The sequence below is a fragment of the Viscerimonas tarda genome, assembly GCF_054601255.1.
Genome location: NZ_BAAHWV010000012.1, coordinates 54,021 through 80,808, shown reverse-complemented (window position 1 = coordinate 80,808; position 26,788 = coordinate 54,021). Strand labels below are relative to the sequence as shown.

At 42.3% G+C, this 26,788-nt stretch carries 24 protein-coding genes; 8 read left to right on the top strand and 16 right to left on the bottom strand.

Annotated features, from left to right (window positions below; translation table 11 throughout):
* Positions 1-54 precede the first annotated feature (54 nt).
* Genes ACYPWY_RS07275 through ACYPWY_RS07260 form a run of 4 tightly spaced genes read left to right on the top strand, consistent with a single transcriptional unit; the run spans position 55 to position 4,244 of the window.
* Positions 55-1,284, top strand: a complete 1,230-nt coding sequence (locus ACYPWY_RS07275; RefSeq protein WP_459684777.1) for a pseudouridine synthase — start codon at positions 55-57, stop codon at positions 1,282-1,284.
* Positions 1,285-1,329: 45 nt separating this feature from the next.
* Positions 1,330-2,727 carry an asparagine--tRNA ligase gene (gene asnS, locus ACYPWY_RS07270; protein ID WP_459684776.1) on the top strand — a complete coding sequence of 466 codons (1,398 nt, stop codon included), beginning with the start codon at positions 1,330-1,332 and terminating at the stop codon, positions 2,725-2,727.
* A gap of 21 nt (positions 2,728-2,748) precedes the next feature.
* Positions 2,749-3,636 (top strand): UbiA prenyltransferase family protein, encoded by an 888-nt coding sequence (locus ACYPWY_RS07265; RefSeq protein WP_459684775.1) that lies wholly within the window; start codon positions 2,749-2,751, stop codon positions 3,634-3,636.
* Positions 3,637-3,638: 2 nt separating this feature from the next.
* The gene (locus tag ACYPWY_RS07260; protein WP_459684774.1) at positions 3,639-4,244 is read left to right on the top strand and encodes an HAD-IB family hydrolase; all 606 of its coding nucleotides are present in this window, start codon (positions 3,639-3,641) and stop codon (positions 4,242-4,244) included.
* Between the two features lie 110 nt (positions 4,245-4,354).
* Here the strand turns inward: ACYPWY_RS07260 and ACYPWY_RS07255 are convergent, their stop codons facing one another.
* Both ACYPWY_RS07255 and ACYPWY_RS07250 read right to left on the bottom strand, forming a co-directional pair.
* Positions 4,355-4,549: a hypothetical protein gene (locus tag ACYPWY_RS07255; protein ID WP_459684773.1), complete on the bottom strand. Its 195-nt coding sequence runs from the start codon at positions 4,547-4,549 to the stop codon at positions 4,355-4,357.
* A 24-nt stretch (positions 4,550-4,573) separates the two neighbouring features.
* Positions 4,574-4,816: a hypothetical protein gene (locus ACYPWY_RS07250; protein WP_459684772.1), complete on the bottom strand. Its 243-nt coding sequence runs from the start codon at positions 4,814-4,816 to the stop codon at positions 4,574-4,576.
* A 644-nt stretch (positions 4,817-5,460) separates the two neighbouring features.
* On the opposite strand from ACYPWY_RS07250, the gene ACYPWY_RS07245 reads away from it, so the two are divergent.
* Positions 5,461-6,444 (top strand): helix-turn-helix domain-containing protein, encoded by a 984-nt coding sequence (locus tag ACYPWY_RS07245; RefSeq protein ID WP_459684771.1) that lies wholly within the window; start codon positions 5,461-5,463, stop codon positions 6,442-6,444.
* Positions 6,437-7,426 carry a helix-turn-helix domain-containing protein gene (locus tag ACYPWY_RS07240; protein ID WP_459684770.1) on the top strand — a complete coding sequence of 330 codons (990 nt, stop codon included), beginning with the start codon at positions 6,437-6,439 and terminating at the stop codon, positions 7,424-7,426. Before ACYPWY_RS07245 ends, ACYPWY_RS07240 begins: the two co-directional genes overlap by 8 nt.
* Positions 7,427-7,657: 231 nt before the next feature.
* Here the strand turns inward: ACYPWY_RS07240 and ACYPWY_RS07235 are convergent, their stop codons facing one another.
* Positions 7,658-9,172, bottom strand: a complete 1,515-nt coding sequence (locus ACYPWY_RS07235; protein WP_459684769.1) for a sialate O-acetylesterase — start codon at positions 9,170-9,172, stop codon at positions 7,658-7,660.
* Between the two features lie 128 nt (positions 9,173-9,300).
* Here ACYPWY_RS07235 and hisS point away from each other — a divergent pair, with 128 nt between their 5' ends.
* On the top strand, positions 9,301-10,680 hold the full coding sequence (gene hisS / locus ACYPWY_RS07230) for a histidine--tRNA ligase (protein WP_459684768.1): 1,380 nt from the start codon (positions 9,301-9,303) through the stop codon (positions 10,678-10,680).
* On the opposite strand, the gene ACYPWY_RS07225 is transcribed toward hisS, so the two are convergent.
* From ACYPWY_RS07225 to ACYPWY_RS07200, 6 genes are all read right to left on the bottom strand, one after another.
* The gene (locus ACYPWY_RS07225; protein WP_459684767.1) at positions 10,646-11,113 is read right to left on the bottom strand and encodes a hypothetical protein; all 468 of its coding nucleotides are present in this window, start codon (positions 11,111-11,113) and stop codon (positions 10,646-10,648) included. The genes hisS and ACYPWY_RS07225 overlap by 35 nt on opposite strands.
* Before the next feature lie 95 nt (positions 11,114-11,208).
* On the bottom strand, positions 11,209-12,171 hold the full coding sequence (locus ACYPWY_RS07220) for a hypothetical protein (RefSeq protein ID WP_459684766.1): 963 nt from the start codon (positions 12,169-12,171) through the stop codon (positions 11,209-11,211).
* Positions 12,168-12,413 (bottom strand): HU family DNA-binding protein, encoded by a 246-nt coding sequence (locus ACYPWY_RS07215; protein ID WP_459684765.1) that lies wholly within the window; start codon positions 12,411-12,413, stop codon positions 12,168-12,170. The genes ACYPWY_RS07220 and ACYPWY_RS07215 overlap by 4 nt, the downstream gene beginning before the upstream one ends.
* 14 nt (positions 12,414-12,427) lie before the next feature.
* Positions 12,428-12,709, bottom strand: coding sequence for a hypothetical protein (locus ACYPWY_RS07210; protein ID WP_459684764.1), 282 nt, complete (start codon positions 12,707-12,709; stop codon positions 12,428-12,430).
* A gap of 151 nt (positions 12,710-12,860) precedes the next feature.
* A complete protein-coding gene (locus tag ACYPWY_RS07205; RefSeq protein WP_459684763.1) occupies positions 12,861-13,619 on the bottom strand; it encodes a zinc ribbon domain-containing protein in 759 nt (252 codons plus the stop codon).
* A 113-nt stretch (positions 13,620-13,732) separates the two neighbouring features.
* Positions 13,733-14,827, bottom strand: coding sequence for a Nif3-like dinuclear metal center hexameric protein (locus ACYPWY_RS07200; protein ID WP_459684762.1), 1,095 nt, complete (start codon positions 14,825-14,827; stop codon positions 13,733-13,735).
* A gap of 781 nt (positions 14,828-15,608) precedes the next feature.
* Between ACYPWY_RS07200 and eno the strand changes: the two genes are divergently transcribed.
* A complete protein-coding gene (eno, locus tag ACYPWY_RS07195; protein WP_459684761.1) occupies positions 15,609-16,901 on the top strand; it encodes a phosphopyruvate hydratase in 1,293 nt (430 codons plus the stop codon).
* 154 nt (positions 16,902-17,055) lie between these two features.
* Here the strand turns inward: eno and ACYPWY_RS07190 are convergent, their stop codons facing one another.
* The 7 genes from ACYPWY_RS07190 to ACYPWY_RS07160 form a co-directional block, all read right to left on the bottom strand.
* On the bottom strand, positions 17,056-18,597 hold the full coding sequence (locus ACYPWY_RS07190; protein ID WP_459684760.1) for a RagB/SusD family nutrient uptake outer membrane protein: 1,542 nt from the start codon (positions 18,595-18,597) through the stop codon (positions 17,056-17,058).
* A gap of 11 nt (positions 18,598-18,608) precedes the next feature.
* Positions 18,609-21,800, bottom strand: a complete 3,192-nt coding sequence (locus ACYPWY_RS07185; RefSeq protein ID WP_459684759.1) for a SusC/RagA family TonB-linked outer membrane protein — start codon at positions 21,798-21,800, stop codon at positions 18,609-18,611.
* Positions 21,801-22,274: 474 nt separating this feature from the next.
* On the bottom strand, positions 22,275-22,502 hold the full coding sequence (locus ACYPWY_RS07180) for a DUF4834 family protein (protein WP_459684758.1): 228 nt from the start codon (positions 22,500-22,502) through the stop codon (positions 22,275-22,277).
* Positions 22,503-22,534: 32 nt separating this feature from the next.
* Positions 22,535-23,254, bottom strand: coding sequence for a CDP-alcohol phosphatidyltransferase family protein (locus ACYPWY_RS07175; protein WP_459684757.1), 720 nt, complete (start codon positions 23,252-23,254; stop codon positions 22,535-22,537).
* On the bottom strand, positions 23,254-23,922 hold the full coding sequence (locus tag ACYPWY_RS07170; RefSeq protein WP_459684756.1) for a phosphatidylserine decarboxylase family protein: 669 nt from the start codon (positions 23,920-23,922) through the stop codon (positions 23,254-23,256). The genes ACYPWY_RS07175 and ACYPWY_RS07170 overlap by 1 nt, the downstream gene beginning before the upstream one ends.
* A 165-nt stretch (positions 23,923-24,087) precedes the next feature.
* Positions 24,088-25,023, bottom strand: coding sequence for a ribose-phosphate pyrophosphokinase (locus ACYPWY_RS07165; RefSeq protein WP_459684755.1), 936 nt, complete (start codon positions 25,021-25,023; stop codon positions 24,088-24,090).
* Between the two features lie 63 nt (positions 25,024-25,086).
* On the bottom strand, positions 25,087-26,778 hold the full coding sequence (locus ACYPWY_RS07160; RefSeq protein WP_459684754.1) for an alpha-amylase family glycosyl hydrolase: 1,692 nt from the start codon (positions 26,776-26,778) through the stop codon (positions 25,087-25,089).
* Positions 26,779-26,788: the final 10 nt, after the last annotated feature.

Genomic DNA, 26,788 nt, shown 5'->3' with positions numbered 1-26,788 from the left:
CAGATATAGCCGGGAAGGCTAAATTTATTTATTAATTATATAATAAAATACACAATGATTACAGACAGAGATGATTCTCGTTACCAAAGAGATAACGGGAGCCGGGATGGCAACTCATCGTTAGGTAGAGATTCTGGCAGAAAAACACAACCATCAGGCGTAGAGAAAAAAAGACGTCCCCGAGTAGGCGAATCGAAAGTGATTAGCCGTCCGACACCGGATTATAAGCCAAGAGAATCCGACAGTTACCGAGATAGAGGTAGCGAGTATTCACGCGGAAGCAACGACTATTCACGCGGAGGTAGCGACTATTCTTCACGCGGGAACAGCGACTATTCGCGCGGAGGAAACGAGTATGGAAGACGGAATTCGTCCTCCTCTTATTCCAACAACAGAGGCGGCGAACGCAGACCCTACAATTCAACCTCACGTTCCGGCAATATCGGTGGCGGAGGAAACAGGCGTTTTTCGTCCGATAACAATGGAAATAACGACAACAGGAAAACCTTCTCGAAGAAGAAAACACTGGTTCGCACTGTAAAATACAAGGAAAATATCGACCCCAACACACCGCTACGTTTGAATAAATACTTGGCCAATGCCGGCGTTTGTTCGCGGCGCGAAGCCGATAATTATATTACGGCAGGAGTTGTAAAAGTGAACGGAGTAGTTGTTTCCGAACTGGGAGCAAAGGTTACTCGCGGCGATTCGGTTACATTTCACGATCAACCCGTCAGGTTGGAGAGCAAAATATATGTGCTTTTGAATAAGCCTAAAAATTATGTAACAACTTCGGATGACCCGCAAAACCGGAATACCGTTATGGATTTGGTAAAAAATGCCTGTGCCGAACGAATTTATCCGGTAGGAAGACTCGACCGGAACACCACCGGCGTTCTGTTGTTTACCAACGATGGCGATTTGGCTTCAAAACTGATGCATCCCAAATTCAAGAAGAAAAAAATATACCAGGTAAAACTGGATAAAGATGTAAGCATAGAAGACATGCAAACCATTGCCGACGGCGTGGAACTGGATGACGGCGAAATTCACGCCGATTCTATCGCTTACGTTGCCGAAGATGTGTTGAATGAAGTGGGAATTGAAATACATTCGGGACGAAACCGTGTTGTCCGCCGCATTTTTGAAAAACTCGGCTACCAGATAGTGAAACTGGACAGGGTATATTTTGCAGGGTTGACCAAAAAGAACCTGCCCAAAGGAAAATGGAGATACCTGACCGAAACCGAAGTGAATATGCTTCGGATGGGAGCCTATGAATAAAAAGTAATAATCAATAGAACAAAAGTTAAATACCGAAAGCGTAAAATGGAAACAATTCGTAGAACTAAAATTTCAGACCTGCTCCGGCAAAGTAGTTATGGGGCAACCGTTAGCATCAAAGGATGGGTGCGTACCCGTCGCGGAAATAAACAAGTAAGTTTCATTGCCCTTAATGACGGTTCTACTATCAATAATATTCAGGTTGTTGCTGATATTGAAAAGTTTGGAGAGGATTTTCTAAAACCCATAACAACAGGAGCCTGTATCCATGTTACAGGCCAGTATGTAGAATCTCTGGGACAAGGACAAAAAGGGGAGATACAGGCCGGTAAAATAGAAATATACGGAACTGCCGACCCCGCCGAGTACCCTCTGCAAAAGAAAGGACATTCCCTCGAATTTTTGCGGGAAATAGCCCATTTACGCCCTCGTACCAATACATTTGGCGCGGTGTTGCGTATGCGCCACCATTTGGCTTTCGCAATACATAAATACTTCAACGACAGAGGATTCTATTATTTGCACACCCCCATCATCACCGCATCCGATGCCGAAGGCGCCGGTTCGATGTTTCAGGCTACCACGCTCGACCTCAACCATGTTCCGCGTACCGAAACCGGAGAAGTGAATTATGCCGAAGATTTCTTCGGACGCCACACCAATCTGACTGTTTCGGGACAATTGGAAGGCGAACTGGGCGCGATGGCTTTGGGTGGAATTTACACCTTCGGCCCTACTTTCCGTGCCGAAAATTCAAACACTCCCCGCCACTTGGCCGAGTTTTGGATGATTGAACCCGAAATAGCTTTCTACGACATCAACGATAACATGGACCTGGCCGAGGATTTCTTGAAATACCTGATTCGCTATGCCCTTGATAACTGTTTGGAAGATATTCAGTTCCTGACCGAGATGTATGACAAGGAATTGGAAGAAAGACTTAACTTTGTGCTGACTCACGATTTTGTTCGCCTGACCTACACCGAAGGAGTGAAAATACTGGAAGAAAGCGGCGTTAAATTCGAGTACCCTGTTTATTGGGGAGCCGACCTGCAATCGGAACACGAGCGTTATTTGGTAGAGAAACACTTCCAGCGTCCTGTTATCCTGACCGATTACCCGAAAGAAATAAAATCGTTCTACATGAAGCAAAATGAGGACGGTAAAACGGTACGCGGAATGGATGTCCTTTTCCCAAAAATCGGGGAGATTATCGGCGGATCGGAACGCGAATCGGACTATGGCAAGCTGACAAAACACATGGAAGAAACAGGCATGAGCCCCGACCCCATCTGGTGGTATATCGAAACGCGGAAATTTGGAACAGCTCCACACGCCGGATTCGGACTTGGTTTTGAACGCCTGATGCTGTTTGTAACCGGAATGGCCAATATCCGCGATGTGATTCCTTTCCCACGGACACCGAAGAACGCCGAATTTTAAAAAATAACATTCGCTAAACGGATGAATTGGATAATAAATATAGCAAAATTGTTGCGTGTAAATCAATGGATTAAAAACTTCATGGTTTTTGCGCCGGTCTTTTTCACCTTCCAATTTTCGGATATTGATACAATCATCCGTTTAGTTTATGCTTTTCTGGGGTTTTGTTTTCTGGCTAGCGCTGTTTATATTATGAATGACTGGTGCGATATTGAATCGGACAAACTTCATCCACGAAAAAAGAGCAGACCCCTGGCATCGGGCGCGATAAACAAAAAAACGGCGGCCATTATTTTGGTTGGCTTGTTCGTGTTGGGCATATCCGTCTATGTCTTTATTCTGAAACAGTCGTCTGCAACAGTTTTGCTGCTGACTTATTTTGTACTTAATGTAAGTTATTCGCTTAAGCTTAAACAGTATGCCATTCTTGACGTAACAATTGTTGCCGCAGGTTTTGTTATTCGCTTGTTTATCGGTGGCATTGTTGCTTCGGCATTTCTGTCGTACTGGATTATTATACTCACTTTTCTGTTCGCCCTGTTGCTCGTACTGGGAAAACGCCGGCACGACATCACCATCTTTGAAGAAACGGGCAAAGAAATGCGCAAAAGCATATCGGGCTATAACGCCGAATTTCTGAATGCCATCATTGTGGTGGTGGTCGCCGCTTTGTGTATGTGCTACATTATGTACGCCATTTCGCCGGAAGTTGTTTCACGGAACGGCGAATATTTATACCTCACCTCGTTGTTTGTCATACTCGGATTGTTCCGCTATTTGCAGGTGCTGTATGTCGAAAAGAAAGGCGATAGTCCCACGATTTTGATAATGAAAGACCGGTTTCTGCAAGTTAGCCTGTTCTTTTGGCTGGCCTCTTTTGTTGTCATATCGGTTCTGCATAAAATTTAGGAATGGAGAACGATAAAAGAACCATTGCCGCTTTCGATTTTGACGGAACAATTACCACAAAAGATACGCTGTTCGATTTCATCGCTTTTTATCGTGGAAAGTTCAGGCTGTTTGTTGGCCTGTTCATTCTTTCGCCGATACTGTCTCTGTTTATATTAAAGCTTATCAAGAACTCGACAGCCAAGCAAATCCTGTTTTCCTACTTCTTCAAAGGAGAAAAGATAGCCGACTTTGAACAGGTTTGCAGAGACTACTCAAGCCGGATAGCAGAAATAGGCAACGAAAGTACGTTGGAGCGATTGCGATGGCATCAACAACAAAACCATCAGGTTGTTGTAGTGAGCGCGTCGATAGACCGGTGGATTATCCCCTGGGCCGGCAAAATGAATATAAGCACGGTAATAGGAACCACCATTGAAGTGAAAGACGATACAATAACAGGTCGCTTTCTTTCGGATAATTGCTATGGCAAAGAGAAAGTAACCCGGCTTTCGGCGCTATTCCCCGACAGAGAAAACTACACCCTGTATGCTTATGGCAACAGCAGCGGTGATAAAGAACTACTGGAATTCTCCGATTTTCCGACTTTGACAGGTTCAAAGTTATAAAACAGTCGCGGCACGCCACGCCCCTACTAAAAAAGGACGGGTTCCAACTAACTTCACAGTCCATGGGAACCCTTCAAACTTATAAACTTGGCATATTGGATAAGTTTGTCTTATAAGCCTTTGGCAAGGCTATTCATTAATTTAACCGTAGGATTATAATTAGGCTTATAGTACACTGATACTTTTGCTTTTACTTTTGCTTTTGACGATGATGCTTTGAGATACCTCTTGATAGCGCTATCGCCATCATCTCTTATTAATCCGATCAATTTCAGGAATCGTAAAAATATTCTTCTAATCTTCATAATAATTGTTTTGTTTTTAGCCTCCTAAATCCACCGTATGATGACTTCATTAGTCTCTTCCACGGGGAGGCTGGAGGGTCTGTTTTCCAATTTGTTCCATCTATCTCCATCCCAGACATAAGTACCGGGAGATAATTCATCGGCTTGGCTGTCTATTAAATTATGCACCACTAATCCGGTATATTTTAGTTTTACATCGGCATCGGTAATTTCATTTGCCTTGCCAATTTTCAATATATTTCTATTCTGAAGTTTCACTCGCATCATATTCATCCCCCCTTTCGTTTCATTAATGTTGGTTAGAGCTGAATTGCAGCAAAACTAATTTATTGAGTCCTTTCAGAGCTGCATTCCCGTTATAATAAGAATCCATGCTCTATTCCTCATTCAAATATTCAACGATTGATTGCCCTATTTACGGATACAAAGTAAATGCATTGACACGAGCAAGCCGTTAACGATTTTGACAAATTGATATTTATTTATACACAACATGGACTAGATCTCAGACTTTAATTGTTAAAAATAGATATATCGACATATATTTAACATCATAATGAACAAAGCGATCGAATTTCATCTTTTCAAGTTTCAATAAATAGCATTTTTAACGCTATTTAACTGTTATAAGAGTGATTATGTTACTAAATTCCACTTTTTTTGCTACGTTTGTCATTATTTTCACAAAAACGTCTTTAAACTTGGCTAATTAATCATTTTGAGCATAAAATTGATTTTAAATTATCAGAATATGACATTTGTGAATGCTTTCACAGAAAGCATGTTGAAATGGTTTATTTTTTTTTCGGGATTGTCATTCGTTCAGTTGAAGATATATCCCGAAAGAGTAGAGTAATCCTAAAACTTTTATCAATTTTGTAATGTTAATAATATAAGGAAGCATATTGAATATGAATAATAAACTGAACAGCGGCTTGGTTGCGGAAATTTTAAGCAAAATCCCCCCGGATATAAAACCGATTGACTATTTAATGGACATTCTGGATTTGAGCAAAGAATCGGCATATCGCAGGATGAGAAGTGAAATACCTTTTACTTTCGGCGAGATTGCAAACTTAGCGCAAAGATTAAACTTCTCGGTAGATGAAATAATAGGAAAAGAAAAAAACAATCGCGTCTTCCTCGATTTACATACAGATTCATTTTCCAAGCCGGAAGAAACCTTTCTGGCCATGCTTAAAGAATATAGCAAACACATTGAGGCTGTAAGCAAATCGAAGAATATGGAGATTAAAGTCTCGATAAACAGGATTAGTTTAATGATGCTCATAAAATCCGATATTCTTTTCAAGTTTTTCTATTACAAATGGATGCATCAAATACACAGCACATCATTTGGCTCTCACTTTTCCGAAATTGTCATTCCAGCCGAACTTATTTCTATTCAGCAAGCTATTAAAGAGAACGTATCGAATCTCCGGAATTTCATTTCTATATTAGACAGAGATATATTTTTATCCATAGTCAGGGAAATTCAATACTATTATAACAGGGGTCTTATTTCGGAAAAGGACGTTTTGGAATTGAAAGCAAATTTGCTTGAACTACTCGACCACATGGGAATAACCATGCAGAGAGGCTACAACGAATCGGGCGCCAGGCAAATCTATTTTCTTTCGTTGCTGGGTATCGATTCAAACAGTGGTTATGCATCTTATGACGAAAATGAATATTCCTTGTATTGGATTTATTCGGTCAATTTCGTAACCATTACCAACCACGATATATGCGTACTACACAAGGATTGGTTCGAATCGCTGAGAAAAACATCCGTGCTGATAACCCAGTCGAACGAAATACTTCAGGCCGAGTTTTTTGAAAAACAGCGCAGGTATATAGAACACATAACTAACGCCTTTTTTTATTATGGATAACAACAATCTGAATGAAAAAATCGTGTCGAAAATACTGAATAGTATTCCTTCCAACATAAAACCCATCAATTATTTGATGGATATGTTGGATATGGGACGCGAATCGGCCTATCGCAGAATGAGAGGCGAAATATCTTTTAACATCGAAGAAATCGCCAAGTTGTCGGTTGAATTGGGTTTTTCGATAGATGAATTATTAAAAGAGTCTAAAGGGAATCATGTATTATTCGATTTGCCGATTGACCGGCACGACGATACATCGAAAGCTTTTATGGTGATGCTTCAACAATACCGCGACCAGCTCATTCACCGGATTGAAGCCAAGGATGCCGAGGCATTGATGACGCTAAACCTTATTCCGGCCACATTCACCTCATTTTTCGACAACCTGTTCAAATATTCGTATTACAGGTGGGTACACCAAACCAACGAGAGTTCGTTGAGCTACAGGCTCTCGGATGTTGTTCTGCCAACCGAAATAACTGATTTGCAGAAAGAAATCAGAGAGAATATCCGAAAGACGAATAAAAGCGTATATATTTTAGACCCGAATATGTTTGTGAATACCATTCGGGGAATTCAGTATTATTACCGGCGGAAATTGATTAATGAGGAAGAGTTGCGATTGCTGAAAAAAGATTTGCTTGCGCTGGTCGATTTATTGGAAAAACTGATGCAAACCGGAGTGCTTGAGCCCAAAGCTAAATTCTTTTTTTATCTTTCGTCGGTCAGTATCGAGGCCAACAGTACTTATTCCCGGTACGATAATCACTGCTTATCTCATTTTCAGATCTATCTTACCAACCCGATAGTTGTTCATAATTCGGAGCTATGCGTTATACACAGGAACTGGCTCGAATCGTTGAAAAAATACTCTACCCTCATTACCCGGTCGCAGGAAATACTTCAGATCAGGTTTCTCAACCAGCAACGGATATATATCGAGAACCTCGAGAACGAGATTTCAAACACGTTGTTTTAATAATTAATGTGAATAATGTAGGGTCGTGGCGTGCCGCGACCATTTTTATTTCTGTCATTGCGGGCTCCGACCCGCAATCTCCTGAAAATCATTGCACATTTACTGGGGGGGATTGCGGGTCGGAGCCCGCAATGACAAGATTGAAGAGAGGTGGCGCAGCATGTCTGTATCATACAAGTTTCATTATTCTCATTATTCACATTGGCATATTATTCTCATTAGAACTTTTTCCTACCACTTATCCGTTCTGAAAGGAGATGCCGGAAGTCCGGCTCCATTGTACAGATTCACCCTGAAAAAATTGTCCCAGCCGTAACGAACAGCCACGGGGTTAGGAGCCTTGGGCGATGACACTTCTACTACATTTCCTTTTATAACAGCCTCTGCCGGATAAAATTGGCGATCTTCTCCGGCAATCACAAAGCCTCTCAGCGTCTCCCCATTCGAGTTCAGACCTTGTTCGGTATAGTCGAAGCTCAGTGTTGCGGTGTTGCCTTTTACTTTCATCGAATTGAATACCGGCCCCGAGCAGGCAACCGCTTTCTTGTAATCCTTTGCCAATGCCCAGTTTGCAAGGCGGATGCCCGGAATTTTCTTATTTCGGGGATGAATGTCCGTACTGTCTCCGGCATCGGTGATTACCGCCATCCCGGTATTTTTTACCGACTGCCAAGTGAGCAATTGCGCTTCCCGTATGTGAGGCGGTTGTTTATAATAGGGCGCTATCTGCACAAAATAAAACGGAAAACCGCCTTGCCCCCACTCTTTTCGCCAACTGTTTATCAAGTTGGTAAACACCTGTTTATAATCACTCGCCCTATCGGCATTCGATTCGCCCTGATACCATATAACGCCCTTTATGGTGTAGGGAACCAGGGGCTTAATCATGCCATTCCAAAGGGTTGACAAGGCATTGTTGTGGTTTATTCCCTGTGGCTTTTCAGGCGCTTTAATGCTGTTTTTTGCATCCTCGCTCTCCTTATCGTATGTTGCTTTTTCGGCCTCGTATTTTTCCAGCTGGGCCGGATAGCTATCCCGCACTTCTTTGTACTGCTTCACCAGCGGAGAATAGACCGAGTCGCTCAAAATCGCCTCCATTTTTGTCCAGGCTTCGGCTTGCGTACCGCCCCATGTCGATTGAATCAAGCCCACGGGCGACTTCAGATTCTTATACAATTCGCGCCCGAAAAAGAAAGCGACAGCTGAAAAAGTTTGTAGATTTTCGGCATTGCAAAGCTCCCATTGCCCTTCGCAGTCGTCCAATTCATAGACCGGAGACAGCCGTTGCTTAACGTGAAACAGCCGTATATCGGGATAATCGGCGTCCTTCATTTCTTCCTCCCTGTCGATAATCCCTGTACGCCAGCCCGCTCCTTTGGCTACGGGAAAATCCATATTCGACTGCCCCGAGCACAACCAAACTTCACCAATCAACACATTGTTTATCTGGAGTTTGCTCAGTATGCTACTCAATCTTATACTTTGGTTGGGACTTGCTTTGGGCGTTTTAATCTTTATGCTCCATTTCCCTTTCGAGTCGGCAACCGTCGAATAGGTTTTCTTATCCCACGAAGGTTCCACCATTACTTCCTCCCAGGGGCTGGCTGTTCCCCACAGGTTTACAACGGCATTTTGCTGAAGAACCATATTATCGGAAAAGATAGCCGGTAATTTTATCGCTGCTTTTGTTTGTAAAGCGAACAGACAGACGACAATAAACAACAAGTACAGATTTTTTTGTTTCATGATAATTCTCATAGGTGTATAGATATTCTGCGAAAGTATAAAAATATAGACAAAAAATCGCAACTACAAACCTATAACTTGTAATTTGCCACTAAAAAAATTAACTTTGCAAAAAAAATCAGCGCAATATGCAAAAGCCATCAATACCCAAAGGAACAAGGGATTTTTCGCCCGAAGAAATGAGTAAGCGGAACTATATTTTCGAGACCATCAAATCGGTTTACCGCTCTTATGGTTTCTCGCAAATCGAAACGCCGGCAATGGAGAACCTGTCAACTCTGATGGGGAAATATGGAGAGGAAGGCGATAAACTGTTGTTCAAAATCCTTAACTCGGGCGATTTCTTTTCGGGCATAACCGACGAAGAGCTTTTGCCAAAAAATCCGCTCAAATTTACGGCCAAAGCCTGCGAAAAAGGCTTGCGCTACGACCTGACTGTTCCGTTTGCACGGTATGTGGTGATGCACCGCAACGAAATAACTTTCCCGTTCAAACGCTTCCAGATACAACCGGTATGGCGCGCCGATCGCCCACAAAAAGGCCGGTATCGCGAATTTTTTCAGTGCGATGCCGACATCGTTGGTTCCGATTCGTTGCTCAACGAAGTAGAGCTTGTTCAAATTATCGACGATGTTTTCAGCCGTCTGGGCGTAAGGGTCTGCCTGAAAATCAACAACCGGAAAATTCTGGGTGGAATTGCCGAAATTATTGGCGAACCCGATAAAATAATCGACATTACGGTTGCCATAGATAAACTCGACAAAATAGGACTGGAAAAAGTCAACGAAGAACTTCAGGATAAAGGAATAAGCCGCGAAGCCATCGACAAGCTGCAACCGATATTGCTGTTGAAAGGCTCCAATACGGAGAAGCTGTCGGCGCTCGGAACTGTTCTTGCCAATTCGGAGATGGGCTTGCAAGGTATTTCGGAGTTGGAATATATCCTGAACAAACTGAAACATGTAGCCGTTAAATCGGATGTAGAACTGGACTTGACACTGGCACGCGGGTTAAATTACTACACCGGCGCCATCATAGAAGTGAAAGCCTTGGACGTGGAAATCGGCAGCATCACCGGAGGCGGACGCTATGATAACCTGACCGGCGTATTTGGCTTGCCCGGCGTTTCGGGAGTTGGCATTTCGTTCGGCGCCGACCGGATATTCGATGTGCTCAATCAGTTGGATTTATACCCAAAAAATTCACTGCAAAGCACACAAGCGCTGTTTGTAAACTTTGGCGAGAACGAAGAAAACTACATGTTGCCCATCGTGGCCGACATGCGCAAAAAAGGCGTATCAGTTGAAATATATCCCGAATCGGGCGCAAAGATGAAGAAACAAATGTCGTATGCCGATGCCAAAAACATTCCGTTTGTGGCCATTATCGGCGAAAACGAAATCAGGGAAAATAAAATTTCCCTGAAAAATATGACGACCGGCGAACAAAGTTTGCTGAATACCGAAGAATGTATTAATCAAATTCTCTCGGCTTCCGTCTCTCGTTAACAGCAGTCAGAATACTGTCGCCAATAAACCGGACTCTTTCCACATTTCCGGTTGCGGTTAAATCCAAGTGCAGAGAATCAACCCGGGGTATGAGCAATACTGTACCTTTGGGCATATCCAAAGGGTTTTCGATATGCTGATTTACCTGAAATATATAAGGCCAGAAAACTTTATTGCCATAAAAGTCTTGCGATAAGTCCAAAATATTTATACGATTCTGCCCTAATTCAATACTCTCTATATAACGAACTGTATCTCTGTTTTCCAAGACATGATAAACTTCATCATTCTGAGGGTTTAGAGATATTTCGTAAGCCTCCTTTTTTTCTAAATCCCTGATATAATAAATTCCCCCTACAAGAACTACAATAATAACCAGAAGCGCTATGAAATTTTTATTTGAACTCTTCCTCTTTCTGCTTTTCTTAGACATATTATTTCAAATACAAGTGGTTGTTAAATCAATTAAAAAGGCAATCAAATCCTACTGTTGGGACAAGCTCAAATCTTTTGGAATGCCGTTTCTGCCTATTCAATATCTCCATTGATTGTTGAAACCGTATCGGTCGAAACTGTTTGATTTTCTATTCTTAGTTTCAATATTTCAGCGTTTAGAAGTTTTGCACTTTCTACGCTTTCCTCATTATGAATATCAATCAGGGTTTCATCCAGCTTTGGTATTCGTATCACGGAGCCGGGCGGTATTTCTAACGCACTCGATATATTGTCTTCATTGGCCTTATAGATGTAAGACCAGAATATTTCGTACCCGTAGTAAATTCTGGATAAATGAGCGAAATCTATGTCTGATTCGGTGATGATAACATGAGAAAAATTCAGGGTGTCTTCGTTCTCCAGTTCTGTGTATGATGGAGCATATGATGGAACATACCGGAACTCGTTGGTGTCTCTTTCCGAGTATGAATACAGGCCATACAAAACTCCTACTACAATAATTATTGTAATAAGAAACAAGACAATATTCTTTGTATTTCCCGGAATTTTCTTGTACCAGCTTTTTTCCTCGTAATCGGAATAAGATTCTTCTATCCTGTCAATAAATTCTTTATCTTCATCCAAGAGGATACCCGTATATTCGGTTGTTGCATCTTCATGCATCTCTACATGATCGTTTATCCCTTCGGAATAATCGCCGACAGATACCGGATTCGTACGGTTTTCGTAAAATGCATCCGGCAATTCATGGAACGGAGTATCTATTTCGGGCGACGCCTCAGCGGTTTCTTCCTGAGGTTCGGAATGAGCGCCCTCATTTCCAAATTTCCCCAAAAACAATAACTTGTCCGCCGATAAACTCTTTATTATACGGAAAAGGCCAAAATTATCTATTTTTACAACAGAAGATACAGCCACACCTTTTTCGATTTCTCTAAAAAGTTGGGTTATAAAAATTTTGACAACTTTTGGATCCAATTGAGTTTGCTTAGATATTACATCCACTAAATAATATAGATTCAGTTTTTCATTCATCTCTTTCTGTTTATACGTTCACTAAGCCTTTCGGACGGTCTGAAAAATGAGACAGATACAGGCCCTTGTTTTCTTCTCGAAAATACGCCAAAATCCTCTATCTCGACAATATCCCCGGCTTCAAGCCCTTTGTCTATAGCATATATGGTAGCATTAAGCAACTCCCGAAGTTTTTCGTCGCTTAAGCCATATAAATCTACGGATCTCTCTTTTACATTTTTAAGCAAATCTCGTTCATCCATAATTCAAACAGTAGTTACCTGCTTATCAGGAAGTTAAGTTCTTTTTCAACAAATGCCAGATCTTCAGTATCCATTCTTTCGATAATACTGTTGATTATTTCTATTGTAGGTTTCAGGTAGTTGGAGTAGTACTCGTCGTAGGTTTCATCCATTAATCCGTCTGCTTCGTGCAAGCTTTGGATAGTAGATTTATAATTTCTCGAAACACTGGATAAATCTTCTCTGAAAATTTCTACCTGTTCTTTCATCTTGGTTAACAACTCAGCTTGATAGTTGTAAGAAGTCTTGTTTGCCATTTTAGTTTTATTTTTTTTATTTTGAATTAAGTTAGATCCTGTTTTAATCAGCCGAACAAATATAAGAAGTTTTTTCTTTTTTCGATACTTTTTCCGAAAGAAACTTCTTTTTTAACTTGAGTATTGTAAATATGAATACGGTTTCTTAAAATTATTCTGCCGCAACCATATCCGAATCAATCATAATACGTCCGCAATATTCACAAACAATCACTTTTTTGCCCATTTTTATATCCATCTGCTTTTGGGGTGGAATTTTATTGAAGCAACCGCCACAGGCGCCACGTTCAATTGCCACAAGAGCCAAACCATTCCGGGCGCTCTTTCTGATTCGCTTGAAAGCTTGAAGAAGTCGCTGGTCAACATTTCCTTCTATCACTTTCACTTCTTCCCTGATTTGTTCTTCCTGCTGCTTTGTTTCGGAAACAATTTCATCCAGTTCGCTTTTTTTCTGGGCCAAATCGGCAGAGCGTTCTTCAAACAGGGTATTGCTTTTTTCTATTTGTTCCGATATACTTTTTTCATCAAAGGTAAATTCGCGGATACGTTTTTCAGCAAGCTCAATTTCAAGCGATTCAAATTCGATTTCTTTGCTCAGGTGATCGAATTCGCGGTTGTTGCGAACATTGTCCAACTGTTCTTTATACTTGCTGATTTTCAATGTGCTATCCTGAATTTTTTGCTTTTGCTGACTAATCGTAGCATTCGTCTCTTTCAGGTCGGTATCGTATTTGTTTATGCGTGTTTTCAGACCTGCAATTTCGTCATCCAAATCTGCAACTTCCAACGGAAGTTCGCCGCGTAATGTTTTAATTCTGTCTATTTCAGACAATTTCAACTGCAAATTGTAGAGGGTTCTCAATTTATCCTCTACGGTTACTTCTTTTTCTACTTGTTGTTTCTTTGCCATATCTATTATAAAACTTTAATTTACTAACAAAAAATGCAGCAAACAACTCACTTCGAAGGTAAGACTGCCAACTACATCATTTATAAATGAGAAGGAGTACATCGCTTCTCTGTTTACAAATACTTAACGGGATTTTCATCGTACCCCGATTTATTCAGCGCAAAGTTAGGAATTTTTTTTGATAACAAATCATAGAATATATCTTTTGTGAAAATTTCCGATTCGTAATGTCCCACGGTTGCCAATATTATTTTGTCCTCCACATCGTAATAGTCGTTGTATTTTGCCTCTCCGGTAATAAAAATATCGGCGCCATACTTTATGGCCTGTGGTATCAGAAACGAACCGCTGCCGCTGCAAATGGCCACATCCTGAACCATTTTACCAATATTCCGCGAGTGCTGAAGCACATTTAAGCGCAAGGTATCTTTCAGTATATACAAAAAATCTTCTTCTTCCATTGGTTCCGGCAACGACCCAACAACACCGCTTCCTGCCTGTATCCAGTCATTTTCTAAAGCATAAAAATCATAAGCCGGTTCTTCGTAAGGGTGAACGGCAATCAAAGCCTGCATCACTTCTGTTTTTCGGAAGGCGGGGAGAATTACTTCCAAGCGGTATTCGGGTTCGGTATGTATTTCGCCTGTTTCGCCACAAAATGGATTAGCTCCCTCTCCTGCCCTGAATGTTCCTTCGCCCGAAGCGCTGTAACTGCAGCAATCATAATTCCCAATATTTCCGGCGCCTGCGTTAAACAAGGCCGCCCTAAGGGCCGACACATGTCCGTACGGAACAAACGTTACCAGCTTCAGCAGCGACTTGGACTGGGGGGCAAGAATTCTGATTTGCTGAAGATTCAGCAGCTGAGCCAAATACCGGTTTATGCCATCGCAGGCATTGTCTAAACTTGTATGTGCCGCATAAATCACTATATCGTGTTTGCAGGCCTTTATCAAACAACGCTCCACGTAGTTTTTCCCTGTCAACGACTTAAAGGGCCTGAATGCAAGCGGGTGATGCGAGATAATCAGGTTACAGCCCAGAGCAATTGCTTCATCTACAACATCTTCTGTAACATCAATGCATAATAGCGCCGCCCTCGCCTCCTGATTGGAATCGCCAACCTGAATGCCACTGTTATCATAACTTTCCTGCAATGCCAAAGGAGCCAGTTGTTCAATTACATGCAATATATCTTTTACTTTCATCGTGCTAAAAATAAGCTGTTTAAGTCAACATATAAACAGTTCAAAGATAATAATCTTTAACTGTAAAAACAAATATAAGGAAAGTGAAAGTAGCGCCCATTCAACTATTTGATATTCAACAATATACAAAACTAAACTTATAATTATAGAAACAGGAATATATATAATAATAAAATAATCAACAATCTTATCAACAGATAAAATAAGCCAGATAAAATACCTATATAATATAGTTATACCTGTTTCTATAATTATTTATAATAAATTGACAATAACAATATTACAATAAACTAAAATGCTGATTGTATAAAATAAACAGAATAGCTTATATTAAATTAATCTACTAATATAAATAAGCATAATAATAGAATGGGAGAGATTTGAGGAAAGTGAGCGAAAAAAGAGACTCTCAATACATCTAAAGTTGCTTCCGGTTGAAATAAATCCCGACAAATTCATTGACTGTTTTAAATAATAAAACCTCAAACGCTTAAAACAGCCGGAAACAGCTTGTCTTATTAGCATAAGATGGTCATTATCTGGAATTTACATTTCTATCATGCTTCAAAACGTCTTGTTCGATATTTTCGGGCAGCCACAAGAATTGATCCTATATTCAGGGTTCTTTAGTCCCCCTCGGGAGATTAGGGAGCTTTTTCTATTTTTTTACACTCTTTGAAGTGAAAGAATTTCATAAAAAGAAAAAAAAAGGGTACTTTTGTGCGGCGAAAAAGAAGATAAAATAACTCATTATAAACAAACCCAACAAAAACCATTTGACATGAGAATCGAACGTATTTTTGCACGTGAAATCCTGGATTCAAGAGGAAATCCAACCATTGAGGTTGATGTAACATTAGAATCCGGTGCATTTGGCCGTGCGGCAGTTCCTTCGGGAGCATCCACAGGAGAACATGAAGCGCTTGAACTTCGAGACGGAGACAAAAGAAGGTATGGCGGCAAAGGTGTTTTGAAAGCTGTTGAAAACGTAAACAAAACAATTGCCCCCACATTAATTGGCGAGTCGGCGTTGAATCAGGTTGACATCGACAACAAAATGATTGAATTGGATGGTACATCAACAAAATCAAAGCTTGGTGCAAATGCTATCCTCGGAGTTTCGCTTGCCGTAGCCAAAGCCGCAGCAAATTACCTTGACGTTCCATTATACCGTTATATCGGCGGAACTAACACCTATGTTCTTCCCGTACCCATGATGAACATCATCAACGGTGGTTCTCACTCCGATGCACCTATCGCATTTCAGGAATTTATGATTCGCCCTGTTGGCGCCGAATCGTTCAAAGAAGGCTTGAGAATGGGTGCCGAAGTGTTCCATTCGTTGAAAAAAGTACTTCACGACCGAAATCTCAGCACTGCCGTAGGCGACGAAGGTGGTTTTGCTCCTGCCCTTGATGGCACCGAAGATGCATTGGAATCTATCATCAAAGCTATTAAAGCTGCCGGATACGAGCCTGCTAAAGACGTTACAATTGCCCTTGACTGTGCTTCATCGGAATTCTACGACAAAGAAAACAAGGTTTACGATTACAGTAAATTTGAAGGTGCTAACGGCGCTAAACGCACTTCGGCAGAACAAGTTGCATTCCTTAAAGGCCTTACCGAAAAATATCCTATCGACTCTATCGAAGACGGTATGGACGAAAACGACTGGGAGGGCTGGAAACAACTTACCGATGCTGTCGGCAACAAAGTGCAACTGGTTGGCGACGACTTGTTTGTTACCAATGTCGATTTCCTGAAGAAAGGTATCGAACTGGGTTGCGCCAATTCAATCCTGATTAAAGTGAACCAAATCGGTTCGTTAACCGAAACGTTGAACGCCATAGAAATGGCTCACCGTGCAGGTTACACCAGTGTAACTTCTCACCGCTCGGGCGAAACCGAAGACGCTACAATTGCCGACATAGCTGTTGCAACCAATTCGGGACAAATCAAGACAGGTTCGCTTAGCCGTTCGGACCGTATGGCTAAATACAACCAATTGCTTCGCATCGAAGAAGAACTTGGTAACAGAGCCGTTTATGGTTACAAAAAAGTAAAAAAGGGATAATAAAACTATCCGAATAAGAATAAAACGAGGGTGATTAAAAAAAATCACCCTCGTTTTTTTAGCCCCTTAATCCCCCGCAGGGGGACTTTAAAAGACAGAAGACTGCCTCTTACGAAGCAGTCTTCTGTTTTTGTTTAACAATTTTGAATAAAAATTAATTGTATCCGAAGTTGTTTTCCCAGTTAGTTCTGGTTTTCATCTCATTTTGAGGAATCGGCAACAACAAGTCCCGTTTAGTCGGCAGTTGTCCATTGGTAGCTGAATGATAATGTCTGGCAAAATCAGTCAATGTCTGCACAGCTTCGGCTTCTCCCCAGCGAACCAGGTCGAAGTAGCGTTTCCCTTCACCAATAAATTCATGTTTCCGTTCTATCTTAATATCGGCCAAAGTTGGCGTATGACTCAATGGAAGTAAACCGGCACGGTCTCTGACTTTGTTAATCAATCTGGCAGTTTCGGGATCGGTAGCGCGATTGGTAGCAATCAAAGCCTCGGCATAGTACAGCAATACCTCAGCAGGACGAATGATAGGGAAATTGCGCGGAAAGTCGTTCCATGCTTTTATTGACGTACTTGTATTGTCTTTCTCCAGAAACTTCGTCAAAATAGACCTTGTTACCCAAGTTCCGTCTGCATGACTTCTATTTCCCCAATAGCCGGTATCAACACTGGCAAACAAGCGTTTGTCGTTGCTGGCTATCATTTCATTTACCAATATGCTGTCGATACGCAAATCCTGTCCTTGTTGGCCATACGAAGCGTAAGTCCAGTCGGGGAACGGAGATGCTCCTGCTCCCGAGTTGGTAATATATCCGGGCAAGCTGGAACCTACATTCAGACCGCCTGATGCAAACTGCACCGAGAACAAATCGTATTTGTTTTCGTTTGGCAAAGTGAATATATCCGCATAGTTGGCAGCAAAACGCGTTTCCACCTGAGCTATTATCGGAGCATACACTCCCACAGCATTTGCCGCAGCATTCGGGTCATTCACCGGATAGCCCGACATGGTCATATACACTTGTCCCAACAAAGCTTTTGCAGCTAAACGTCCTACACGTCCGGCTTGAGTGTCTGTATATACATCTTCCATTTCGGGATTGGCAGAAACAGCCAGCAAATCGGCTATAACCTGCGCATAAATATCGTCCAACGACGCCCTTGGTAATTTTACGGCTACACTATTTTCGGTAGGTTTTGTAACCAATGCCACCGGTCCAAAAGATCTGGCCAATTCGGCATAGGCGTATGCTCTCAGGAACTGAGCTTCACCTCTGTAACGCAGGTAAGCATTTTCGGGTGTTCTGGCCAAGAGCGTATTTGCATCCGAAATCATAGCATACAAACGCGAAAATATATTCGATACGGTACCACTATTGGGTGTGATTAAATATTTCCGCAGCTCTAACTGGTCGTTCTGAGCCGAAGTTTGTCCCACCAAGTAACGGATGTCGGAGCGGTCTTCGGAAGCCAACAGATAATAGATTGTAGGAAAGTCTTCATTTTGCACGGTTGCCCCTGTTGCGTATTTACCCAATCTCGAATAAATACCGATAGCGGCCTGATTTACTTCCAGTTCGCTTGTATAAAACGAACCAGCCACATTATTTTCAACCGGAGTTATATCCAAATCGTCAACACACGACGAGCATATAAGGGTTGATAAAAGCACTATTATTAATTTCAGATTTTTCATAATTCAATGGATTAAAAAGTTAAGTTTACACCTACCGAGAAAGTTCTGGCTTGAGGATATGCACCCCAGTCGGAAGAAGCATTATCTTGTGTTGCGCCTTCAGGAGAGAATCCCGGGTCGTAATGGTCCCAAATATATACGTTATCGCACGAAACATAGGCGCGAGCTTTGCTAAAGACTTTCTTCACAGGAATATTGTATCCCAATGTGATGTTCTTTATGCGAACATAACTGGCGTCATACATCCAGTTGGTATCGTACTCGCTGGTAACAGCCGAGAAGAATGCCGGTGTTTTGCCGTCTCCCGGTTCGTCTTCCGACCAGTAAGCTTTGTGTAACCAGCGCGACATGTAGTTCCATTTTGTGTCGCCGGTTGCCCTGTTCCATCCTCTTGAGCCGATTGCCAATAAGTCTCCGCCCACTTTTCCCTGTAACAGAACCGACAAATCGAAATCTCTATACTTAAATGAGTTGGTGAAACCCCATTCAAAATCGGGCTGATAATTACCTGCTACTACATAGTCGGCAGCTGTAATTCTGCCATCTTTTACGCCATTTTCTGCCATATCCTCGTATCTGGTATCTCCGGGTCTTTGTCCCGAGAAGATGGCAACACCCTCTTTCGGTGTTACGCCGTCGGCTTCAAAGTCGGCTGCGCGAAGCACACCGATGGCCTTGAGCAAGAAGAATGAGTTGATGGCTTCGCCTTTTCGTTGAATAATTGTACTGCCTTGTCCCGTTCTTATATCACTATCATTCATTCCCAATTTTGTTATTTCGTTCCGGTTGATTGAAATATTGAGCGAAGAATTCCAACTAAATTTACCGGTAAGATTGACGGTATTCAATTCAAATTCAAATCCCCGGTTCTCTACATTTCCAACATTGTCCATCATCGAAGAGAATCCGGTGGTGAGTGATGTAGGCGCACTTAAAAGCAAATCGGTGGTTTTTTTGTAATACACATCCGCTTGCATGTATATTCTGTTTTTCAAGAAGCCCAAATCAAGTCCCAAGTTGTAACTGCCTGTTTTTTCCCAAGTCAGATTCGAGTTTGCGATATTGGCCAACACATAGCCATTGCCCACAGCTTGCGCTACTCCAAACGGATAATTAGCCACTCTCATGTTCGACAGGAATGTAGCGCTACCAATACGGTCGTTACCGGCAAGCCCCCAGCTAGCTCTTAGTTTGGCGGTGCCCAACCATTCTATATTGCTCAGGAAAGCTTCTTCGTTGGCTTTCCATGCTCCCGATACGGAGGGGAACCATCCCCAACGCCCGTCTTTTCCAAATTTAGAAGAACCGTCCCTACGAAGAGAAACAGTAAGCAAATACTTATCCATCAGTCCATATTGTACACGACCGAAATAAGATACCATTGCATCCGACGCGTATCCAATACTCAATTGATTGATGTCTTTTCCCGAAGTTTTGTCAAACACCCAGGTTTTGTCGTTTGCGAAGTTACCTTCACCCGAATCCGAAGTTTCCCGTGTGCTCTTTTCTTCCGAAATAGCCAACATGGCATCAATACTGTGATCGCCAAATGTTTTCGAGTAATTAATCATTCCTTGTCCCATCAACTCGTGCCGCACGGTACTTTGTTTCCGTGAAGTAGATCGCTGACCCGGAGTTGAAGTATCCCATGAGCCATTCGACCATGTGGGGCTGTATGAACGGTCTATGTTCGACCGGTAGTTCCACGATACCAAACCATTCACCGATAAACCATCCAAAATAGCAATGGTCATATTCATCGACGACCTTAATCTGACGTCTTCTACTCTCCGGTCGGGCGCGGTAGCCTGCACATAAGGGCTTACTCCATTAGCGCCGGTTCCCCACATGTCATAAAATTTGTAAGGATCGGCTCCGGCCATTTTACCGGCTCCCTTTGGTACAATGCCGGGATACGACAAAGCACGAGCTACGGCAAGATCTTTACCACCCACTTCAATACCTTTCCTCAAAGCGTAGGATGGAGACAAGTTGAATCCCACTTTAATGCGGTCGGTCATTTTTGCTTCCAAATTGGCGCGTACCGAATAGCGGTCGAAAGACGTACCTTCTACCACACCTTCCTGCGACAATACACCTGCCGATACCGAGTAGCCAACTTTGTCCGTAGCTCCCGATGCGTTTATATTAACATTGTTTGTTGGCGCCGACCTGAATATCGCATCCTGCCAATCAATGTAGTCAATATTATCCGAACCCCAATATGGATCGTATATCCCGTAGGAGTTTCTGAGGGTATATAAATCGGCCCTGGATGTGTAAGTTCTACCATTGTTAGCCTCGGCTAAAGCCAATCGTTCGGCCTGAGTGGCGGAAGCCGATTGTTCGGGGTGGTTTCTTAGCCACTCCCTATCCAGATACTTCTTGTTAAATGCAATCCATTCATCGGAATTCAGCACGTCAACTTTTCTCTCTACTGTCGAGATAGCGGTATAAGCTGATAAAGAAATAGTAGGAATTCCTACTTTTCCTCTTTTGGTAGAAACAAGAACAACCCCATTAGAGCCCCTCGCACCATAAATAGCGGCAGAAGCGGCATCCTTCAATATTTCGATTGACTGAATGTCATTGGGATTGATACCCGACAAATTGTCGATAGGCACACCGTCCACAACATACAATGGCGTACTTTCGCCGCTAATAGAAGCAGCTCCACGAACGCTGATGGTAATGTCGCCACCCGGAGTTCCTTGTGTTGTCCGGACGCTTACCCCTGCCATTTGTCCTTGCAAGGCCTGTTCAATCCGGCCAATCGGGCGTTCTTCGATGGCTTTTTCGTCGATTTTGGCAATGGAACCCACCACATTGGCTTTCTTCACTGTACCATAACCCATTACAACCATTTCGTCCAGCATGTGAGCATCTTCTTTCAACGTTACATCGACACGGCTTTTACCCGATACCGAGACTTGTTGCCCCACATATCCGATATAACTTATCAATAAAACATCATTGTTTCTGGCATTAATGGAAAACTTTCCATCAATGTCGGTAACGGTTCCGGTATTGGAACCTTTAACTATAACACTGGCGCCAATAATGGACTCTTTTTTGTCGTCCAAAACGGTACCGGTAACAACTTTAGTCTGCGCAACCACAATTGCCGACATACAACAGAACAAAACCATCAATAAACTTCTGGCTTTACACATTGGAAAAACACTTCTTCTTAAATTTTTCATTTGGTATTAAATTAAATAAAATAAAATGAATTGTTTGGTATAATTAATGTATATGGAGGATGTGTGTGTTTAACAGAATACTCCCCGCCACCAAACATTTCGAGGCGCTTAACGTTCATATAACATACATCCTTTCATTTTCATTTGTATAAATTCACAGCCTCTCTTTCACGAAACTGCAAGCAAAAGAAGCCCGGTAACCGGATTCCCCAGACTCATTCAGAAATACCGGATTGGAGTTGTTTTTCCTTTATGGGGTATTCGTGTTTTCAAGGTTCTTTACATAAATTTTGTAACAAATGTACAGCGACATAGAGGGGAATACAATGGAAAATCGTATCAATAGATAGAATTTTGTACACTTTTGTACCTGAAAAACGAAATTAATGCCAAAAGGTTAACAATTAAGATTAAATACCCAACCTGTACAGATTGCTATCTATGAATTACAAAAAGGAGGGGAAAATAAAACCTTTACTTTACTTCTTCGTAATCGACGTATTCGCCTTCGTTTTTATCGAAAACTTTTTTGTGTTGAGCCGGATTTTGTTGAGATTGATTCGACCGGCTGTATTGTTGGTATCCCCTGTCTTGCCGGGTACCGGGCTTACCAAACAGCATTCGGAGAAATGAAGCCCCAATAGACAGGACTGCGGAAACAATTATCAGAATAATAAACAGAAAAAAGAATATGAATGACATACCAACTATTTTTTTGTTTGCAATAAACCTGACTAAGCCTTATTCGCTCTTAGTGAGGCTATAATCGAAAGAGCAATATAGAGCAATATGCCTACGCCCATACCCAGTACGCCCACCAAAGCGAGAGCCAGTATTATAGAAACAATTAATATGTATCTTAGTTCATTTCCCTTCAATCCGAGACTCTTAATTTTTAACGAAAACATCGGAATTTCCGATACTAAAAGGAAAGAGAAAACGATAACAAGAAACAATATTATAAACACGAATACCGGAGCTGTTTCTTTCGACGACAGGTCGTGTATTCCATATAAGAGACTTATCCAAAAAAGCGCATTGGCCGGAGTTGGAAGCCCAATAAAAGTAGTGGCCTGCCTCTCGTCGATATTAAACTTAGCCAAACGCAAGGCTGAAAAAACAGCCAGCAGAAACGCTACATAAGGTATATAGGGATTCAACACCGATAAAAAGCCCAAGTCGGATACGGCTACATTGTCCGATAAAAAGCGGTAGGCAATAAGGCTTGGCGCCATACCAAAACTCACCAAATCGGCCAAGGAATCCAATTCCTTCCCTATCAGCGAGGGAACCTTGAGCAAGCGCGCCATAAAGCCATCGAAAAAATCGAATGTGGCGGCAATAATAACCCAAACTACCACCCACAGGTAGTTTCCCTCGAAAGCCATTACAGAGGCAATACAGCCCGAAAACAGGTTCAGGGAGGTAAACAGGTTTGGAATATGTTTTTTCATTATTTTTCGAGTGGAAGTTTTGCTATTACCGTTTGATTTCCGCGAACCGACTGATCCATATCAACCAGCACCTTTGTGCCCAGCGGCAAATATACATCTACCCGCGAACCAAACTTGATGAACCCGAAGTGGTCGTTGATGTACGCCTGATCACCTACTTCGGGATAAGTAACTATCCGGCGGGCAACCGCTCCGGCTATCTGGCGGACAAGCACCTCTTTGCCGTCTGTTCGTTCAATAACTACTGTCGAGCGTTCGTTTTCGGCGCTCGATTTGGGCAGATAGGCGGCCATAAAACGACCGTTATGATGTTTTTTCAGTTTCACCCTCCCATTCACCGGATACCAATTGGCATGGACATTGAATATGGACATGAATATGGAAACTACCAAACGTTTATCTTGAAAATATTCCGGTTCAAAAACCTCCTCAATGGCAACAATCCTGCCATCTGCCGGAGCAACAACCGAATCGGAAGAATCTCCGGTAAAGCGTCTGAGCGGACTTCTGAAAAAATTTAAAACAGATAGAAACGCTACCGCAGATACCGCCAACAGTAAATATGTCAGAACGCATTCTTTATAAAAATACACCACCAGCACATTAATAATTGCAAGTACAATGAACAGCGTAATTAAGATTCCACGACCTTCGTGATGAACTTTCATATTTTATTTGTATCAGAATTAAATAAGCATCTTCCCTTCGGAACTACAAAAATATTCTTAATTAGCGAATATCCAAAATATTGACCGCTTTTTGTGCAAAAAACTGCATAAAAAAGAGGAAGCCGGGCGATTCCTCTTTCTCTTATAACTTAATCTTGTCAGATATTACAGCACATACAACGAACTGATTGATTCGTTGGAGCAAACCCTTCGTATGGCGTTGGCAAAAACATCGGCCATCGACAAAATGGTTACTTTGGTCGATTCTTTATAATAAGGTATGCTGTCGGTAAATATTATTTCCGACAAACTCGAGGCCTCTACTCTGGCAGTTGCAGGGTCCGACATCACGGCGTGGCTTGCAATGGCCTTCACCGAACGAGCGCCGTTTTGCATCATCAAATCGGCGGCTTTGGTTATGGTTCCGGCAGTGTCCACTATGTCGTCCACCAGGAGGACGTCCATTCCTTCCACATCGCCGATTACTTGCATTTCCGAAATTTCGTTCGCTTTCTTGCGCAGTTTGTAGCAAATAACCATCGGAATTCCAAAATATTTGGCATACGAACTGGCTCTTTTGGTACCGCCCACATCGGGGGTGGCTATCACCAGGTTTTCCCTGTCCAGCGATTTTATATAATTGGTAAAAATGGCCGAGGCATACAAGTGGTCCACCGGCACATCGAAAAATCCCTGAATTTGGTCGGCGTGTAAATCCATGGTGATTACACGGTTTATTCCGGCAGCAGTTAGCATATCGGCTATCAACTTGGCGCCGATGGAGACCCTCGGCTTATCTTTGCGGTCTTGCCTGGCCCAGCCAAAATACGGAATCACAGCCACTATGGAACGAGCCGAAGCCCTTTTGGCAGCATCAATCATCAATAAAAGCTCCAGCAGATTGTCGGAATTGGGGAAAGTGGATTGCACTAAAAAAACCTGGCATCCGCGTATCGACTCCTCATACGATACCGAAAATTCGCCATCGGCGAAACGGTCTATGTTCATATTGCCCAAGGGGCATCCCAAACTATTGCAAATTTTCTCAGCTAAATAACGCGATTTCGTTCCCGAAAAAACTTTAAAGGAGTCTTGTTCCATTTACTTTGTCTTTTTTTAATGATTTCGCCACAAAATTACAAACATTTAATTCAAATAAGCTAACTATACCGACAAAAATTTGAATATTTTTCCTGAATTTGCTTCAATCTTTGCCAAAAAGTTATCTCTCAGCCCAAGTTTCAGGTTTTGCTTCTTTCCCGAAAACAATTCTTTGCACGAATCGAATATTTTACCGTCGATTTTGAAATAGTCGAGCGCCGCTCCGGGTATTGAGACCTCCACATCCACATCCTTGTTATCGAAATTAACGACAATAAGTAGTAATTCTTTTTTGTAGGCTCTTAAATAAGTAAACTGCTTTGTCGGGTCGAACTGCGAGCTGTTGTAATTGGCATACATCAGGTCGTAAAATCCGCCTTTTGTTATCGCTTCTTCCTGATTGGATATGCTCAGCAGCTGAATATAAAACTTGCGTAAGGCTATTTGGCTCTCCGAGAGTTGTTCGTTCCCGAATTTCCCGTTGTTGTACCACTTGCTCAACGAATCCACCGACCAATAATCGAAGATGGATGTCCGTCCGTCTATGCCGCTGAAGCCTTCCTTGTCCATCCCTCTTTCGCCCAGTTCCTGACCGGCATAAACCAATGTCGGATTTGTATTCATAGTAACAGCCGCAATCATACCGGGAATAGCCTTGAAGGGATTTCCCGCAAAAAAATCGGACGCAATTCGTTGTTCATCGTGGTTTTCCAGAAAATTGAGCATCCGCGGTTGCAGGTTCTCGAGTTTCTGCCAGCAAAAAGTGATGTCCGAAGCCGGTCGATGTCCGCAGATAATTGATTTCAGCGCATCGTAAAGCCCCACCTTATCGTACAGGTAATCAAACTTTCCGGTATAGGTATAATTTCCATATTCTTCCGGGTTATATACCTCCGCAATAAACACCAGCTGTTTGTATTTCGATTTCACACGGGTTATTACCCAGTTCCAGAATTCAACAGGCACCATTTCGGCCATATCGCACCTGAATCCGTCAACCCCTTTTGCCGCCCAATAGAGCAGAATATCGCGCATCTTATACCATGTATCGGGTTTGGGTGTAAAATATTTCTTCCGTTCGTCGAGGTAATCAACGCCATAGTTCAGTTTTACGGTTTCGTACCAGTCGCCAATTCGTACTTTATTATCGAACAGGTCATTACCTGTAACCTTAGCCGGAGATTCCTGATAGCTGTCATCCTCCTGCGGCGTGGCAAACTCCAAATCCAAGGGCTTGTTGGGGATATAATAGAAATTGTTGTCGGGGCTGAAAGCAACCGAGGTATCGTCTTTCTCTCCCAGGTTTTGTACTTTCCGGGGTTTTAGATCCGAATGGTATTGGCGCGCCACGTGGTTCGGCACAAAATCAATAATAACCTTCAATCCGGCTTTATGCGTGCGCGAAACCAACTCCTCAAACTCAAGCAAACGGTCTTCGATGTTATCGGCCAAATCGGGAGAAACATCATAATAATCGCGTATGGCATAAGGCGATCCGGCATTTCCTTTCACCACAGCCGGATTATCGCCCGGAATGCCAAAGGCCGGATAAGCAGTTTGGGAGGCATGTTCTATTACTCCGGTAAACCAAATATGAGTAAATCCCATTTTTTTAATTTCGGATAGCGCTTTGCCCGAAACCGAAGAAAACTTCCCTACGCCGTTTTCCTCTATGGTACCATTTTCTTTATTTACGTTCTTTGCATTTCCAAATAAACGAGGGAGAAGCTGATAGATGAATAGTTTTTCTGCCATATTTTTAGTG

What these genes read in the sequence shown, in the direction of transcription:
- ACYPWY_RS07255 (WP_459684773.1), bottom strand. Translation starts at nt 4,549, where the DNA reads ATGAAGATTAGAAGAATATTTTTACGATTCCTGAAATTGATCGGATTA.
- ACYPWY_RS07185 (WP_459684759.1), bottom strand. Translation starts at nt 21,800, where the DNA reads ATGAAAAATTTAAGAAGAAGTGTTTTTCCAATGTGTAAAGCCAGAAGT.
- ACYPWY_RS07200 (WP_459684762.1), bottom strand. Translation starts at nt 14,827, where the DNA reads ATGAAAGTAAAAGATATATTGCATGTAATTGAACAACTGGCTCCTTTG.
- ACYPWY_RS07225 (WP_459684767.1), bottom strand. Translation starts at nt 11,113, where the DNA reads ATGTCTAAGAAAAGCAGAAAGAGGAAGAGTTCAAATAAAAATTTCATA.
- ACYPWY_RS07160 (WP_459684754.1), bottom strand. Translation starts at nt 26,778, where the DNA reads ATGGCAGAAAAACTATTCATCTATCAGCTTCTCCCTCGTTTATTTGGA.
- ACYPWY_RS07205 (WP_459684763.1), bottom strand. Translation starts at nt 13,619, where the DNA reads ATGGCAAAGAAACAACAAGTAGAAAAAGAAGTAACCGTAGAGGATAAA.
- hisS (WP_459684768.1), top strand. Translation starts at nt 9,301, where the DNA reads ATGCAAAAGCCATCAATACCCAAAGGAACAAGGGATTTTTCGCCCGAA.
- eno (WP_459684761.1), top strand. Translation starts at nt 15,609, where the DNA reads ATGAGAATCGAACGTATTTTTGCACGTGAAATCCTGGATTCAAGAGGA.
- ACYPWY_RS07180 (WP_459684758.1), bottom strand. Translation starts at nt 22,502, where the DNA reads ATGTCATTCATATTCTTTTTTCTGTTTATTATTCTGATAATTGTTTCC.
- ACYPWY_RS07275 (WP_459684777.1), top strand. Translation starts at nt 55, where the DNA reads ATGATTACAGACAGAGATGATTCTCGTTACCAAAGAGATAACGGGAGC.
- ACYPWY_RS07245 (WP_459684771.1), top strand. Translation starts at nt 5,461, where the DNA reads ATGAATAATAAACTGAACAGCGGCTTGGTTGCGGAAATTTTAAGCAAA.
- ACYPWY_RS07170 (WP_459684756.1), bottom strand. Translation starts at nt 23,922, where the DNA reads ATGAAAGTTCATCACGAAGGTCGTGGAATCTTAATTACGCTGTTCATT.
- ACYPWY_RS07175 (WP_459684757.1), bottom strand. Translation starts at nt 23,254, where the DNA reads ATGAAAAAACATATTCCAAACCTGTTTACCTCCCTGAACCTGTTTTCG.
- ACYPWY_RS07220 (WP_459684766.1), bottom strand. Translation starts at nt 12,171, where the DNA reads ATGAATGAAAAACTGAATCTATATTATTTAGTGGATGTAATATCTAAG.
- ACYPWY_RS07250 (WP_459684772.1), bottom strand. Translation starts at nt 4,816, where the DNA reads ATGATGCGAGTGAAACTTCAGAATAGAAATATATTGAAAATTGGCAAG.
- ACYPWY_RS07210 (WP_459684764.1), bottom strand. Translation starts at nt 12,709, where the DNA reads ATGGCAAACAAGACTTCTTACAACTATCAAGCTGAGTTGTTAACCAAG.
- asnS (WP_459684776.1), top strand. Translation starts at nt 1,330, where the DNA reads ATGGAAACAATTCGTAGAACTAAAATTTCAGACCTGCTCCGGCAAAGT.
- ACYPWY_RS07165 (WP_459684755.1), bottom strand. Translation starts at nt 25,023, where the DNA reads ATGGAACAAGACTCCTTTAAAGTTTTTTCGGGAACGAAATCGCGTTAT.
- ACYPWY_RS07240 (WP_459684770.1), top strand. Translation starts at nt 6,437, where the DNA reads ATGGATAACAACAATCTGAATGAAAAAATCGTGTCGAAAATACTGAAT.
- ACYPWY_RS07190 (WP_459684760.1), bottom strand. Translation starts at nt 18,597, where the DNA reads ATGAAAAATCTGAAATTAATAATAGTGCTTTTATCAACCCTTATATGC.
- ACYPWY_RS07235 (WP_459684769.1), bottom strand. Translation starts at nt 9,172, where the DNA reads ATGAAACAAAAAAATCTGTACTTGTTGTTTATTGTCGTCTGTCTGTTC.
- ACYPWY_RS07260 (WP_459684774.1), top strand. Translation starts at nt 3,639, where the DNA reads ATGGAGAACGATAAAAGAACCATTGCCGCTTTCGATTTTGACGGAACA.
- ACYPWY_RS07265 (WP_459684775.1), top strand. Translation starts at nt 2,749, where the DNA reads ATGAATTGGATAATAAATATAGCAAAATTGTTGCGTGTAAATCAATGG.
- ACYPWY_RS07215 (WP_459684765.1), bottom strand. Translation starts at nt 12,413, where the DNA reads ATGGATGAACGAGATTTGCTTAAAAATGTAAAAGAGAGATCCGTAGAT.